This window comes from Pseudomonas sp. H9 (assembly GCF_004353925.1).
Classification (GTDB): Bacteria; Pseudomonadota; Gammaproteobacteria; order Pseudomonadales; family Pseudomonadaceae; genus Aquipseudomonas.
Genome location: NZ_SMOK01000023.1, coordinates 115,818 through 129,537, shown reverse-complemented (window position 1 = coordinate 129,537; position 13,720 = coordinate 115,818). Strand labels below are relative to the sequence as shown.

Below are 13,720 nucleotides of genomic sequence, written 5' to 3'. Positions count from 1 at the left end.
GTATTTCGTAGTTTTTGCTCGTTCACGCACTTTGTAGCCGAGGCCCCAGCACAATGATGCTGGCACCCAGTACGCATAACAGTGCACCGATCCAGTCACTGCCCAGCGGTCGCGCGCGCTCGATCAGTGCCAGCCATAGCAGTGACGTGACGATATAGATACCTCCGTAGGCGGCATACGCGCGGCCGGCGTAGGCCGCTTCGACGCGAGTCAGGATCAGCGCGAACAGCGTCAGGCTCAGCAATGCCGGGGCAATCCACCAGGCGCTCTTGCCCAGGCGCAACCACATGTAGAAGGCATAGCAACCGGCGATCTCGAAGACCGCCGCGAGGAAGAACCACAGGTAATTGATCACACCAGGTATCCCGGTCAATAAAAAAGGCGCCTAGGATAGCCGATTAGTTCAAGGGCGAAGTTGCTCGGTAGGAGCGGGCTTGCCCCCCGATAGCGGTTTGTCAGTCACATCGTATCGCGGGGCAAGCCCGCTCCCACCGACTTTGCTTTGGCGCGCATCTTATCGGCCATGCTGGCCATCTCATCGTAGATCCGCTGCGGATCACGCTGCTTGACCTGCCAGGCTTCGCGCCCCAGCTCATGGGGCAGAATCATGAACTGCTCATCGGCGACTTGCCGGTAGATATAGTCGGCAATATCGGCAGCGCTGATCGGTGAGCTTTCCAACAATTTACCCACCTGAGCCTTCATGGCCGGGGTCGGCCCACGGAACGAATCCAGCAAGTTGGTCTGGAAGAACGATGGGCACACCACATGCACGGCCACTTGCTGATGGCGAAGCTCGACCAACAAGCTCTCCGAGAGTGCCAGCACACCGGCCTTGGCCACGTTGTAGTTGCTCATGGCCGGCCCCTGCATCAACGCTGCCATCGAGGCGATGTTAATGATTCGGCCCTTGCTGCGTTCCAGTAGCGGCAGGAAGGCCTTGCAGCCTTTGACCACCCCCATCAGGTTGATCGACAGCTGCCACTCCCAATCTTCCAGCGACAATTCACAGAAAAAGCCACCCGCCGCAACGCCGGCATTGTTAACGATGACATCGATACCACCGAGCTTCTCTTCACAGGCCTGGGCCAAGGCTGTCAGCTGGCTGTAGTCACGCACATCACAACGCTGCACAAAACCTTGGCCACCGGCCTGTTTGACCAGCTCCAGGGTTTCCTTCAACCCCACGTCGTTGACATCCGCCAGCGCCAACTGCCAGCCCTCGCGGGCCCAGCGCAGTGCTATTTCACGGCCCAGCCCGGAGCCTGCGCCAGTAATCATCATGCGATTTTGCATAGACCGATGCCTTTTACGGTTCTTGAAAGTATCGCCAGTGTAGCGAAGGCAGGCCGGGCACCCACGCTGTATCAGGATGCTGAATGCCCCGGGCAAAAGACGGTGAAACGGGCGAATTAAACTTTTCGCGGCGGGCAGGAGTCGGAATTAACAGGCGGTCGTGAAACCCATGACCGAACAGAAGGATTGTACTGATACGCCTGATCCCACAAGTCAAACAAGGATACCGCCATGGGCACCATTCTCATCATCATCCTGATACTGCTGTTGATCGGTGGCTTACCTGTATTCCCGCACTCCAGAAGCTGGGGTTACGGCCCCTCCGGCATTATCGGTACCGTGCTGATCATCCTGTTGATCTTGTTGTTGCTAGGTAAGATTTAGAGACAGCTATAAGCAAAAAGCTACAAGCCGCAAGCTAAAGCAGTACGCGTACTGCCCCAACTTGCGGCTTGTAGCTCAAAGCTTGCCGCTAGAAAGGCAGCCAAAGGCTGCCTTTCGCCTTAGTGCGACACCGCACCGCTGGCACCCAGGCCAGTCTGCGAACGTACGAACTGCGGGAAGAACAGCGCGCGCTCTTCATCAGCCGCTTTGGACTTGTCAGTGATCGAGAAGAACCAGATCCCTGCAAAAGCGATGATCATCGAGAACAGCGCCGGGTACTCGTACGGGTAGATCGCCTTCTCGTGACCGAGGATCTGTACCCAGATGGTTGGGCCGAGGATCATCAGTGCCACTGCGCTGACCAGCCCCATCCAGCCGCCGATCATGGCGCCACGGGTGGTGAGTTTCTTCCAGTACATCGAGAGCAGCAGTACCGGGAAGTTGCAGCTGGCAGCAATCGAGAATGCCAGGCCGACCATGAAGGCAATGTTCTGGCTTTCGAACAGGATACCCAGACCGATCGCCAATACAGCCAAAGCAATGGTGGTGATCTTCGAGACGCGGATCTCGTCTTTCTCGTTGGCCTTGCCTTTCTTGATCACGCTGGCGTACAGGTCGTGAGACACCGCCGAAGCACCCGCCAATGTCAGGCCAGCCACCACCGCAAGGATGGTCGCAAACGCTACAGCCGAGATAAAGCCGAGGAACACACTGCCGCCGACGGCGTTGGCCAGGTGCACCGCTGCCATGTTGTTACCACCGATCAGAGCGCCAGCAGCGTCTTTGAAGTCAGGGTTGGTGCTGACCAGCAGGATCGCGCCAAAGCCGATGATGAAGGTCAGGATGTAGAAGTAACCAATGAAACCGGTTGCATAGAAAACGCTCTTGCGTGCTTCTTTGGCATCGCTAACGGTGAAGAAGCGCATCAGGATATGCGGCAAGCCAGCGGTACCAAACATCAGCGCCAAGCCCAGAGAGAATGCCGAAATCGGATCTTTCACCAGACCACCCGGGCTCATGATCGCTTCACCTTTCGGGTGAACCTTGATGGCCTCGGAGAACAGCGCGTTGAAGTCGAAGTTGACGTGTTTCATTACCATCAGCGCCATGAAGCTGGCACCGGAGAGCAGCAGTACGGCCTTGATGATCTGTACCCAAGTGGTCGCCAGCATGCCGCCGAACAGCACGTACAGGCACATCAGGATGCCGACCAGGATAACTGCAACCTGGTAGTCCAGGCCGAACAGCAGTTGAATCAGCTTGCCTGCACCGACCATTTGCGCAATCAGGTAGAACGCCACCACCACCAGCGAGCCAGAGGCCGACAGGGTGCGGATTTCTTTCTGCCCAAGGCGGTACGAGGCAACGTCGGCGAAGGTGTACTTACCGAGGTTACGCAGACGCTCTGCGATCAGGAACAGAATGATGGGCCAGCCCACCAGAAAGCCGATCGAGTAGATCAGACCGTCGTAGCCGGAGGTGAACACCAGCGCGGAAATACCCAGGAACGAGGCTGCCGACATGTAGTCACCAGCAATCGCCAGGCCGTTCTGAAAGCCGGTGATTTTACCGCCAGCGGCATAGTAGTCGGATGCCGAATTATTGCGCTTGGAAGCCCAATAGGTGATGCACAGCGTGCCACCGACGAAGGCGACGAACATGAGGATCGCCGAAATGTTCAACGGTTGTTTATGCACCTCGCCGGTGAGGGCGTCGGCGGCCCAGACGGCAGGTGCGAAAATGCCGAAGGCCAGGGTTGCCAGTAGACGCCGGATCATTGCTGAACCTCCTTGAGGATCGCTTTGTTCATCTCATCGAACTCACCGTTGGCGCGGCGCACGTAGATGCCGGTCAGTACAAATGCCGAGAGAATCAAGCCAACCCCCAGAGGAATCCCCCAGGTAATCGAAGACTCAGGGCTAAGCTTGGCACCCAATACCTGCGGGCCATAGGCGATCAACAAAATGAAAGCGGAGTAGAGGCCGAGCATGATCGCCGAGAGAATCCAGGCGAATCGTTCGCGTTTTGACACCAGCTCTTTAAACCGCGAGCTGTTTTGTATCGAGAGATAAATGCTGTCGTTCATTGTTTTTGTCCTCGCAGCACAGATTGGGTAGTACCGCCTCCACTTTATGCTGCCTTTGGACGCACTCCAGACGACCTTAGTCTTAGATGCAAAACTGTTTTACCGATTCGGTAATAGCCAACAAAAGACAAAGCCATCGCACCCTGGAGGGTGCGATGGCTCTGAAAGACTTGAGCTAGAAGCTTCAAGCGATTATTGCGTCGTCCATTCAGCGACGCGCTCGGGGTGTTTGGCTACCCAGTCCTTGGCCGCAGCTTCGGGTTTTGCGCCCTCTTGAATGGCCAACATGACCTCACCAATCTCATCCTTGGACTGCCAGTTGAATTTTTTCAGGAAACCCGCCACCTCGGGTGCCTTACTTGCCAGTTCCTTGCTACCGATGCTGTTGACGGTTTCTGCAGCGCCGTACACGCCTTTAGGGTCATCGAGGAACTTGAGCTTCCACTTGGCGAACATCCAGTGCGGCACCCAACCAGTCACGGCGATCGATTGGTGCTTGGCATAGGCTCGCCCCAGTTCCGAGGTCATGGCCGCACCGGAGCTAGCCTGGAGCTTGTAGCCGCTCAGGTCGTAGTCTTTGATGGCCTGATCGGTTTTGAGCATCACCCCGGAGCCGGCATCGATACCGACGATTTTCTTCTTGAAACTGTCGTCGGCCTTCAGGTCAGCCAGCGATTGCGCTTTGACGTATTCAGGGACGATCAAGCCGATCCGGGCGTCTTTGAAGTTCGGACCATAGTCAACCACGTTGTCCTTGTTCTTGGCCCAGTACTCACCATGGGTTACCGGCAACCAGGCCGAGAGCATGGCGTCGAGCTTACCGGTTGCCACCCCCTGCCACATGATGCCGGTGGCCACGGGCATCAACTTGACGTCGTAACCGAGCTTTTGCTTGATCACTTCAGCCGCCACATGGGTCGTCGCCACGCTGTCAGACCAACCATCGACGTAGCCGATGCTTACTTCCTTGGCCATCGCTTGCGCAGCGCCGATGGCCAAGGCCAGCGCGGTGCCTACTCCCAGGAGTCGTCGCATGTTCATCAAAGCTTCCCCTCGTCACGTCACGGAAGCTGCATCATCAACCGCTGACCTGCCCTGACCTGCTCTGACAACGACCTCCAACAGATCGAGAAGCGACATCACATTGCCAGCCGTGTCGTTACATCAAGCAACATCCACCGCTGCTAACTTTGCCTGCCAAGGCTTTAGCCCGCGCCATTTACAGGTACTATTGGCGGCTTTGCTCCCTGACGGTCTGATCCATGCACCCGACTGCCCGCTTCCCGCTGCTGCCCTATCTGTTTGCCTGCCTGCTTGGCCTGTTTGCCTTGGGGGGGCTCTGGTATGGGCTGGGCAAACCAGTGGTGCTGCCTGATGCGGCCAGTGCCTCGCACAAACTGCAGTGCGCGTCCTACACACCGTTCGACAAAGACCAATCGCCGTTCGACCAGCCTTTCCAGCTGCGCCCGGCGCGCATGGATGCCGACCTGGCCTTGTTGGCCCAACGCTTCGAATGCATCCGCACTTACTCGATGACCGGGCTCGAAGGCATCCCGGCGCTGGCGCGTAAGCATGGATTGAAAGTGATGCTCGGCGCCTGGATCGGTCCCGACAAAGTGGTTACCGAAAAAGAGGTCACCGCCCTGATCGCTGCAGCCAATGCCAACCCCGACGTGGTCAAAGCGGTGATTGTCGGTAACGAAACCCTGCTGCGCAAAGAAGTCACTGGCCCGCAGTTGGCGGCCTTGATCAACCGGGTGAAAAGCCAGGTCAGCGTGCCGGTCACCTACGCCGATGTCTGGGAATTCTGGCTGCAGCACCCGGAAATTGCTCCGGCTGTGGACTTTCTGACCATTCACCTGCTGCCTTATTGGGAAGACGATCCCAGCGGGATCGACGAGGCACTGGCGCATGTCGGCGAAATTCGCCAGGTGTTCGGTAACCGCTTCGCCCCCAAAGACATCGTCATTGGCGAAACAGGCTGGCCCAGCGAAGGGCGTCAACGTGAAACCGCAGTGCCCAGCCGGGTCAATGAAGCACGCTTCATTCGCGGCTTTGTCGCCATGGCCGAGCAACACGGTTGGCACTACAACCTGATTGAAGCCTTTGACCAACCCTGGAAACGTGCCAGCGAAGGCGCAGTAGGCGGCTATTGGGGCTTGTACGACGCCGACCGCCAGGACAAAGGCATTCTTGAAGGCCCGGTCAGCAACCTGGTGTTCTGGCCACAGTGGTTGATCGCGTGCGGCGTGCTGTTCGCCGCGACCTTGTTGCTGGCCGGTCGCGTCGGCAGCACCCGTGCAGCGCTGCTGTTGCCACTGCTGGCTGCCTTGGGCGCCGCCTGCCTGGGCTTGTGGGGTGAGTTGGTGCGGATCAACAGTCGCTTTGTCGGTGAGTGGATCTGGGCTGCGCTATTGGCTGGATTGAACCTGATCGTACTGGCCCACGCGGCGCTGGCTCTGGCGCAACGCCAGGGCTGGCGTGAGCGCGCTTTTGCCTGGCTGGAGGCACGCGCCGGTTGGTGGCTGCTGGCGGCTGGGTTTGCGGCGGCGGTGAGCATGCTGGCGCTGGTGTTCGACCCACGCTACCGCAGCTTCCCGAGTGCGGCGCTGATGCTGCCGGCGGTGGTGTACCTGTTGCGGCCGGTACGCGGGCGGCGCGCCGAGATCGGCCTGCTGGCCTTCATCATTGGCGCTGGCATTGCACCGCAGCTGTACCGTGAAGGCTTGAACAACCAGCAGGCACTGGTCTGGGCCGCAGTCAGCGTGCTGATGGTTGGCGCGTTGTGGCGTAGCCTACGAGTAGGAGCGGGCTTGCCCCGCGATACTATGTAGCTGACGGTCCGCAATCGCGGGGCACGCCCGCTCCTACCGTACCAACCGCAAGCCCGCCAATACTACGGCGAACACTGCAACGCTGGCGCTGTACAGCACCAAGGCTGGAATCCCGAACACCAGCGCCAGCACCGCCAAACGCCAACCTGCCCGCGCAGGCACCACCTGCGCCAACAATGCCAGGCCCAGCGCGGTCCAGGCGATCACCCGAAAATGAATCAGCAGGCCCAAGGTCGAACGCGCCTGGCATTGCCACACTTGCGCCTGCTCGGCACAAATGCCCACCCATTGCGCATCTTCCATCAGGCCATAGCGCACCCCGTAACTGGCCGCCAGCCACAAAGGCAGAAACAGCAACAAAATGATCAGCGGCAAACGGCGCGACATGCAAAACTCCGGAATCTACGAAATCGGCGCCCAGCATAATGCGCCGAGCCGTCTATGCAAGGCAAAAGCGCCAGCCTCGACTACTTTGAACACAAGATAAATGGAACCAATTGTTGCTGTAGCCAATGCGAAAACGGCAACATCTTGGGCGATAAATGCCGGAGCGCCAGGCAACTTTGCCAGGGACACGATGGTCCTAGCCTGCGTAACACACTTTGCTGCTGCTTTTATTTGGGGACTCGCATGCTTCGATTACTACGCCGCGCCGCCGTGTTGGGCGGCCTCATCCTGAGCGCGTCCGCTTCGGCACAAGACATCGACGCCGCCAGTTACGGCTACCCGTTGACTAACCCTTTCGAGGCGACCATCACCACGACGCCACCCGACCTGCGCCCGCAGTTGCCCAGCGATGATGAGATCACCCAGTCCGATTACAGCCTGAACATGCGCCCGGAGCGCGCCTTCACCCTGCCCGACAATTTCTGGGCGGTGAAAAAGCTCAAATACCGGATTGCCCGGCAAGATCATCCGGCACCGCTGATTTTCCTCATTGCCGGCACCGGGGCCCCCTACACCAGCAGCCTCAATGAGTACCTGAAAAAGCTGTTCTACAAGGCCGGCTACCACGTGGTGCAACTGTCGTCGCCCACCAGCTTCGACTTCATTACCTCCGCTTCGCGCTATGCCACCCCAGGCGTCACCAGTGATGACGCCGAAGACTTGTACCGTGTAATGCAAGGCGTGCGCGCGCAACACCCGCGCCTGCCGGTCACCGAGTACTACCTCAGCGGATACAGCTTGGGCGCCCTGGATGCAGCGTTTGTCAGCCATCTCGACGAAACCCGGCGCAGCTTCAACTTCAAGCGCGTGTTGTTGCTCAACCCACCGGTCAACCTCTACACCTCAATCACCAACCTCGACAAATTGGTGCAGACCGAAGTCAAAGGCGTTACCAGCAGCACGACGTTCTACGAGCTGGTGCTGAGCAAGCTCACGCGTTACTTCCAGCAAAAAGGCTACATCGACCTCAATGACGCCCTGCTCTACGATTTCCAACAGTCGCGCCAACACCTGACCAACGAGCAAATGGCCATGGTCATCGGCACGTCGTTCCGCTTCTCGGCCGCCGACATTGCATTCACCTCCGACCTGGTCAACCGTCGCGGCCTGATCATTCCACCCAAATACCCGATCACCGAAAGCAGCAGCCTTACACCGTTTTTCAAGCGTGCCCTGCAGTGCGACTTCGACTGCTACATGACCGAACAAGTCATTCCCATGTGGCGCGCCCGCACCGATGGCGGCAGCCTGCTGCAACTGATCGACCAGGTCAGCCTGTACGCCCTTCAGGACTACCTGAAACAGAGCACCAAGATCGCTGTGATGCACAACGCCGATGACGTCATTCTCGGCCCCGGCGACATTGGCTTTTTACGCAAGACATTTGGTGATCGCTTGACCCTTTACCCCCATGGAGGCCATTGCGGCAACATCAACTACCGCGTCAACAGCGACGCCATGCTGGAGTTTTTCCGTGGTTAAACGCCTACTGATCATGACTGCACTACTGGCCAGTGGATTGGCCCAGGCCGAAGAAACCGCTCCACGTGCCAGCGTGGTTGAAGCCGACGGCTTCACCGAGCCACTCAAAGAACTCAAGTTCAACCCAGGCCTGGACCAGCGTGAATTCGAACGCTCGACGCTGGCAGCGTTGAACGTCTATGACCCGTGGGAGTCGATGAACCGGCGGATCTACCATTTCAACTACCGCTTCGACCAATGGGTATTCCTGCCGGTGGTCGATGGTTACCGCTACATCACCCCAGGCTTCGTGCGCAGTGGCGTGAGCAATTTCTTCAGCAATCTGGGCGATGTGCCCAACCTGCTCAACAGCCTGCTGCAGTTCAAAGGCAAACGCTCGATGGAGATCACGGCGCGCCTGATCCTCAACACCACCATCGGCGTCGCCGGCCTGTGGGACCCGGCGAGCAAAATGGGTCTGCCCCATCAGAGTGAAGACTTCGGCCAAACCCTGGGCTTTTATGGCGTACCCGACGGCCCTTACCTGATGCTGCCGATCCTCGGGCCATCGAACATCCGTGACACCGGTGGGTTGGCGGTGGACTTCAGTGCCGAGAACGCAATCAACTTCCTGAACGTTGCCGAAGTCAGCAGCAATCATCCGGAAGTGGTGGTACTACGGGCCGTCGACAAGCGCTACACGACCCGTTTCCGCTACGGCCAGCTGAACTCGCCGTTCGAATACGAGAAGGTCCGCTACGTCTACACCGAAGCCCGCAAACTGCAGATCGCCGAATAACTGCTGGTAGGAGCGGGCTTGCCCCGCGATAGCGATTTGTCATTTACACCGCTATCGCGGGGCAAGCCCGCTCCTACCGGGGAGATTTACAGGCCGAGGAAGTTGCACAGCTCGCGGCGTTTGGCCAGCGCATCGCGCCTGCCCAACTCGATCAGTTCACTGCAGTAACCGGCTTCAAACAGCAAGTAGCTGAGTACCCCGGCACCGCTGGTTTTCGTTGCACCCGGGCCGCGCAGGAACAAACGCAGAGCAGCCGGCAGTTCGCGGCGATGACGTGCGGCGATTTCATCCAGCGGCTGGCTCGGCGCGACCACCAGTACCTCCACTGGTGCCAGGCCCAGGCGCCGGCGCTCCAAGTGCTCGGGCATCAGGTGACTGAGGTGGTTGAGGCGCTGCAGCAGCTCGATATCGTCTTCCAGGCTGTCAATGAAAGTGCTGTTGAGCATGTGCCCGCCGATTTGCGCCAGGCTCGGCTGCTGCCCGCTGAAGATGCGCGAGCGTGGCTCGCCCTCGACCGGGCGCTGTGGGTTACCACTGACCCCGACCACCAACACGCGGCTGGCCCCCAGGTGCAGAGCCGGGCTGATGGGGGCCGATTGGCGTACCGCGCCATCGCCAAAATACTCCTCGCCCAGTTTGACCGGTGCAAACAACAGCGGAATCGCCGAACTGGCCAGCAAGTGCTCGACACTCAAACGAGTGGGCAGGCCGATACGACGGTGTCGCAGCCAGGGATCAATCGCTCCCCTGCCCTGAAAGAAGGTCACCGCCTGGCCAGACTCATAGCCGAAGGCGGTTACCGCCACCGCATGCAGGTGCTGTTGTTCCAGTGCACAGCCAATGCCCTGCAAGTCCAGGTGCTCGTTGAGCAAGTGCCGTAGCGGCGTGCTGTCGAGCAGCGCCACCGGCACTGGCGCACCAAGGCCAAGCAGACTATGCCCGACAAAGCGACTGGCCTGGCGAATCACCCCCGGCCAGTCGCTGCGCAGCACCTGATGGCTGCGAAAGCCTTGCCAGAAGGCAGTCAAACGGCGGATAGCATCGGCAAAGTGCATCGCGCCACTGGCCAGGGTTACCGCGTTGATCGCCCCGGCCGACGTCCCGACGATCACCGGGAAGGGATTGGCCGCCCCCGGTGGCAACAGATCGGCAATACCCGCCAGCACACCGACCTGATAGGCGGCGCGGGCGCCACCGCCGGAGAGGATCAATCCTGTGATCGGTGCTGACATGACGTCTTCCTGGGAATAGGTGGTGAATGTATCGCGGGACAAGCCCGCTCCCACGACGATGTGCTGTGGGAGCGGGCTTGCCCCGCGATGGGCTCAACCCCGCTTGGCGTAAAGCTTGGGCTCCCCCGGCGGACGCGACTTGAAGCGCCGGTGCGCCCACAGGTACTGCTCAGGGCACTCGTGCAAGGCCTGTTCAATCCACTGGTTGATGCGCAGGCAGTCAGCTTCCTCCGTCTCGCCTGGGAAATTCTCCAGCGGTGGATGGATCACCAGCTTGTAGCCACTGCCATCGGCCAGGCGCTGCTGGGTGAACGGGATCACCCGCGCCTTGCCCAGGCGGGCAAATTTGGTGGTGGCGGTGACGGTCGCGGCCTGGATGCCAAACAGCGGCACGAACAGGCTCTGCTTGGCGCCGTAATCCTGGTCTGGCGCGTACCAGATCGCACGCCCGGCACGCAGCAGCTTGAGCATGCCGCGTACGTCTTCACGCTCGACCGCCAGCGAGTCGAGGTTGTGCCGCTCACGCCCACGGCGCTGGATATAGTCGAACAGCGGGTTACCGTGCTCACGGTACATACCATCGATGGTGTGCTCCTGCCCCAGCAGTGCTGCACCGATTTCCAGCGTGGTGAAATGCAGGGCCATGAGAATCGCCCCCTGGCCATCACGCTGCGCCGCCTGCAAGTGCTCCAGACCTTCGATATGTGCCAGGCGTGCCAAGCGGGCCTTTGGCCACCACCAACTCATGGCCATTTCGAAGAAGGCGATACCGGTGGATGCAAAATTTTCTTTCAGCAAACGCTTCCGTTCGACGGACGGTAACTCCGGGAAGCACAGTTCCAGGTTGCGCGCAGCAATATAGCGGCGTTCCCCAGCCACCCGGTACATCAAGGCGCCCAGAATACGGCCGATCACCAGCAATACCCGGTACGGCAGCTGCACGATCAGCCACAGCAGGCCCAGGCCCAGCCACAGCGGCCAGAAGCGCGGGTGCAGAAAATAACGACGAAAACGCGGGCGATCCATTAAACATTCCGGAAAGACAATGGCCGGGCATTCTACAACGGTTCGGCACGGGTTGCGGCTTACCGACGTTCTCGTTATAAGTCTGTGCACTTTTTCGCAACAAGTCGCCCTATGCAGACCATGAGCCAAACCCAAACGCCAGACCAAGACCCCGTGTTCCAGCTCAAGGGCAGCATGCTCGCCATCACCGTGCTCGAGCTTGCCCGGAACAACCTCGAAGGCCTCGACCGGCAGTTGGCGGCCAAAGTTGCCCAGGCACCGAATTTTTTCAGTAACACACCGCTGGTGCTGGCCCTGGACAAACTGCCGGCCGGCGAAGGCGCGGTTGACCTGCCAGGGCTCATGCGCGTCTGCCGCCATCATGGCCTGCGCACCCTGGCCATTCGCGCCAACCGCATCGAAGACATCGCTGCAGCCATTGCCATCGATCTGCCAGTACTGCCACCGTCGGGCGCACGTGAGCGGCCGGTCGAGCCTGAGCCTGAGGTGAAGAAGCCAGAACCTGCGCCTATACCCGCTCCGCCGCCGGAGCCGGTTATCACGCCGACCAAAATCATCACCACACCGGTACGCGGTGGCCAGCAGATCTACGCCCCTGGCGGCGACCTGGTGGTAGTGTCGTCGGTCAGCCCGGGCGCGGAACTTCTCGCCGATGGCAACATCCATGTGTACGGTGCAATGCGTGGCCGCGCCCTGGCGGGTATCAAGGGTAATACCCGGGCACGCATCTTCTGCCAGCAGTTGACTGCCGAGATGGTCTCGATCGCCGGCCAGTACAAGGTCTCGGAAGACTTGCGTCGTGATCCTTTGTGGGGGGCAGGTGTACAGATCAGCCTGTCTGGTGACGTGTTGAACATCACTCGTCTTTAACGGATACTTGCCGCCATTTTCAGCGCAACTTTTTTCATGTTGCCGTTTTTTGTATTTTTTGGGACTCGACGTCCTTTTTCATTAGGGGTGAAACACCTTGGCCAAGATTCTCGTGGTTACATCCGGCAAGGGTGGTGTGGGTAAGACCACCACCAGCGCCGCTATCGGTACTGGCCTCGCGCTGCGCGGCCACAAGACAGTCATCGTCGACTTCGACGTCGGCCTGCGTAACCTCGACCTGATCATGGGCTGTGAACGCCGCGTGGTGTACGACTTCGTCAACGTCGTCAATGGCGAAGCCAACCTGCAGCAGGCCCTGATCAAGGACAAGCGCCTTGAAAACCTCTACGTTCTGGCCGCCAGCCAGACCCGCGACAAAGACGCGCTGACCCAGGAAGGCGTTGAAAAGGTCCTGATGGAGCTCAAGGAGCAATTCGAATACGTGGTCTGCGACTCCCCGGCCGGTATCGAGAAAGGCGCCCACCTGGCGATGTACTTCGCCGACGAAGCCATTGTCGTGACCAACCCGGAAGTCTCGTCGGTACGTGACTCGGACCGCATGCTCGGCCTGCTGGCCAGCAAGTCGCGCCGCGCCGAACGCAACGAAGACCCGATCAAAGAACACCTGCTGATCACCCGCTACCATCCAGAGCGCGTGAGCCAAGGCGAGATGCTGGGCGTTGAAGACGTCAAGGAAATCCTCTCGGTTGCCCTGCTGGGCGTGATCCCGGAATCCCAGGCGGTGCTCAAGGCATCCAACCAGGGCGTACCGGTCATCCTCGACGACCAGAGCGATGCAGGCCAGGCCTATAGCGACACCGTCGAACGCCTGCTGGGCAAAAATGTGGAACATCGGTTCCTTGATGTGAAGAAGAAGGGATTCTTCGAGCGCCTGTTTGGAGGCAACTAACCAATGAACCTTTTTGACTTCTTTCGTGCCAGCAAAAAAGTAAGCACCGCCTCGGTCGCGAAAGAGCGTCTACAGATCATCGTGGCGCACGAGCGCGGTCAGCGCAGTACTCCGGACTACTTGCCAGCCCTGCAGAAAGAGCTGGTCGAAGTGATCCGCAAGTACGTCAACATCGGCTCCGATGATGTGCAGGTCGCTCTGGAAAACCAGGGCAGCTGCTCGATCCTGGAACTCAACATCACCCTGCCTGATCGTTGATCGGCACCCAAGGGTAACCTGCCACGGCGACGGCTGGTGCCGGTGTAGGAGCGGGCTTGCCCCGCGATAGCGATTCTTCAATGACATCGCAATCGCGGGGCAAGCCCGCTCCCACAT

The 13,720-nt window shown here is 59.4% G+C and carries 15 protein-coding genes; 7 read left to right on the top strand and 8 right to left on the bottom strand.

Annotated features, from left to right (window positions below):
• Nucleotides 1-22: 22 nt before the first annotated feature.
• Complete coding sequence (locus tag E1573_RS18205) at nt 23-355, bottom strand: YnfA family protein (RefSeq protein ID WP_133215969.1); 333 nt, start codon at nt 353-355, stop codon at nt 23-25.
• Between the two features lie 104 nt (nt 356-459).
• A complete protein-coding gene (locus E1573_RS18200) occupies nt 460-1,296 on the bottom strand; it encodes an SDR family oxidoreductase (protein ID WP_133215968.1) in 837 nt (278 codons plus the stop codon).
• A gap of 231 nt (nt 1,297-1,527) precedes the next feature.
• Between E1573_RS18200 and E1573_RS18195 the strand changes: the two genes are divergently transcribed.
• Complete coding sequence (locus tag E1573_RS18195) at nt 1,528-1,680, top strand: DUF3309 family protein (protein ID WP_010224169.1); 153 nt, start codon at nt 1,528-1,530, stop codon at nt 1,678-1,680.
• Nucleotides 1,681-1,799: 119 nt separating this feature from the next.
• On the opposite strand, the gene E1573_RS18190 is transcribed toward E1573_RS18195, so the two are convergent.
• From E1573_RS18190 to E1573_RS18180, 3 genes are all read right to left on the bottom strand, one after another.
• The gene (locus tag E1573_RS18190) at nt 1,800-3,458 is read right to left on the bottom strand and encodes a cation acetate symporter (RefSeq protein ID WP_133215967.1); all 1,659 of its coding nucleotides are present in this window, start codon (nt 3,456-3,458) and stop codon (nt 1,800-1,802) included.
• Entirely contained in the window at nt 3,455-3,766 is a 312-nt protein-coding gene (locus tag E1573_RS18185) for a DUF485 domain-containing protein (RefSeq protein ID WP_133215966.1), read from the bottom strand. The genes E1573_RS18190 and E1573_RS18185 overlap by 4 nt, the downstream gene beginning before the upstream one ends.
• A 192-nt stretch (nt 3,767-3,958) precedes the next feature.
• The gene (locus tag E1573_RS18180) at nt 3,959-4,807 is read right to left on the bottom strand and encodes a glycine betaine ABC transporter substrate-binding protein (RefSeq protein ID WP_133215965.1); all 849 of its coding nucleotides are present in this window, start codon (nt 4,805-4,807) and stop codon (nt 3,959-3,961) included.
• A gap of 221 nt (nt 4,808-5,028) precedes the next feature.
• Here E1573_RS18180 and E1573_RS18175 point away from each other — a divergent pair, with 221 nt between their 5' ends.
• A complete protein-coding gene (locus E1573_RS18175) occupies nt 5,029-6,600 on the top strand; it encodes a beta (1-6) glucans synthase (protein ID WP_133215964.1) in 1,572 nt (523 codons plus the stop codon).
• 33 nt (nt 6,601-6,633) lie between these two features.
• On the opposite strand, the gene E1573_RS18170 is transcribed toward E1573_RS18175, so the two are convergent.
• The gene (locus tag E1573_RS18170) at nt 6,634-6,987 is read right to left on the bottom strand and encodes a hypothetical protein (RefSeq protein WP_133215963.1); all 354 of its coding nucleotides are present in this window, start codon (nt 6,985-6,987) and stop codon (nt 6,634-6,636) included.
• Nucleotides 6,988-7,230: 243 nt separating this feature from the next.
• Between E1573_RS18170 and E1573_RS18165 the strand changes: the two genes are divergently transcribed.
• Both E1573_RS18165 and E1573_RS18160 read left to right on the top strand, forming a co-directional pair.
• Nucleotides 7,231-8,529, top strand: a complete 1,299-nt coding sequence (locus tag E1573_RS18165) for a serine/threonine protein kinase (protein ID WP_133215962.1) — start codon at nt 7,231-7,233, stop codon at nt 8,527-8,529.
• The gene (locus tag E1573_RS18160) at nt 8,522-9,307 is read left to right on the top strand and encodes a VacJ family lipoprotein (protein ID WP_133215961.1); all 786 of its coding nucleotides are present in this window, start codon (nt 8,522-8,524) and stop codon (nt 9,305-9,307) included. Before E1573_RS18165 ends, E1573_RS18160 begins: the two co-directional genes overlap by 8 nt.
• An 86-nt stretch (nt 9,308-9,393) precedes the next feature.
• On the opposite strand, the gene E1573_RS18155 is transcribed toward E1573_RS18160, so the two are convergent.
• Together E1573_RS18155 and E1573_RS18150 are read right to left on the bottom strand one after the other, a co-directional pair.
• Nucleotides 9,394-10,539 (bottom strand): patatin-like phospholipase family protein, encoded by a 1,146-nt coding sequence (locus E1573_RS18155; RefSeq protein ID WP_133215960.1) that lies wholly within the window; start codon nt 10,537-10,539, stop codon nt 9,394-9,396.
• Nucleotides 10,540-10,632: 93 nt separating this feature from the next.
• A complete protein-coding gene (locus tag E1573_RS18150; protein ID WP_133215959.1) occupies nt 10,633-11,565 on the bottom strand; it encodes a lipid A biosynthesis lauroyl acyltransferase in 933 nt (310 codons plus the stop codon).
• A 111-nt stretch (nt 11,566-11,676) separates the two neighbouring features.
• On the opposite strand from E1573_RS18150, the gene minC reads away from it, so the two are divergent.
• From minC to minE, 3 genes are all read left to right on the top strand, one after another.
• Complete coding sequence (gene minC / locus E1573_RS18145) at nt 11,677-12,435, top strand: septum site-determining protein MinC (protein ID WP_371925189.1); 759 nt, start codon at nt 11,677-11,679, stop codon at nt 12,433-12,435.
• Between the two features lie 97 nt (nt 12,436-12,532).
• Nucleotides 12,533-13,345, top strand: a complete 813-nt coding sequence (minD, locus tag E1573_RS18140; protein WP_133215957.1) for a septum site-determining protein MinD — start codon at nt 12,533-12,535, stop codon at nt 13,343-13,345.
• Nucleotides 13,346-13,348: 3 nt separating this feature from the next.
• Nucleotides 13,349-13,603 carry a cell division topological specificity factor MinE gene (gene minE, locus E1573_RS18135; RefSeq protein ID WP_010224188.1) on the top strand — a complete coding sequence of 85 codons (255 nt, stop codon included), beginning with the start codon at nt 13,349-13,351 and terminating at the stop codon, nt 13,601-13,603.
• Nucleotides 13,604-13,720 lie beyond the last annotated feature (117 nt).